This is a genomic window from Alteromonas sp. 5E99-2 (genome assembly GCF_017368475.1).
Lineage (GTDB): Bacteria > Pseudomonadota > Gammaproteobacteria > Enterobacterales > Alteromonadaceae > Alteromonas_F.
In genome coordinates this window covers 1-379 of the sequence record NZ_JAFNJE010000090.1, presented here as the reverse complement: position 1 = coordinate 379, position 379 = coordinate 1, and the positions used below count along the sequence as shown (strand labels likewise).

At 39.6% G+C, this 379-nt stretch carries 1 protein-coding gene; it reads right to left on the bottom strand.

Translation table 11 applies throughout. The features are described from left to right. A partial coding sequence (locus tag J3L16_RS16030; RefSeq protein ID WP_207614062.1) for a transposase occupies nucleotides 1-299 on the bottom strand: 299 nt, incomplete at its 3' end. Nucleotides 300-379: the final 80 nt, after the last annotated feature.

Sequence of the window (379 nt, the reverse complement as noted above, 5' to 3'; positions counted from 1 at the left end):
CTATCATTCTTAGTTTTACCTGCATGAATGGCTTTCATGTAAAGTGCGTGGCCAAGGATGAAATCAATACCATTGTCTTGACAGAAGTCACTTACCCAATACCAACAGTGCATGCACTCAACGCCGACCACTACCGCCCCAAGATAGGGTTGTAGTAGCCTTAAGAGTTTTTCGGGCGAATCATTTATTTTCTCATGAACGAGCACATTGTTTTCATTGTCAATAATGCAGACATAAAGTAGGCGAGTGTGTAAATCGATTCCACAATAGTAAGGATGTGTATTAGTATAGAAATTCATTGAGTTTTCTCCGTTGGTTTGGTTGCCTATTAGGATAAACTCTGTTTATGCTAATTTGGAGGAGGCTCAATGAGTATCAA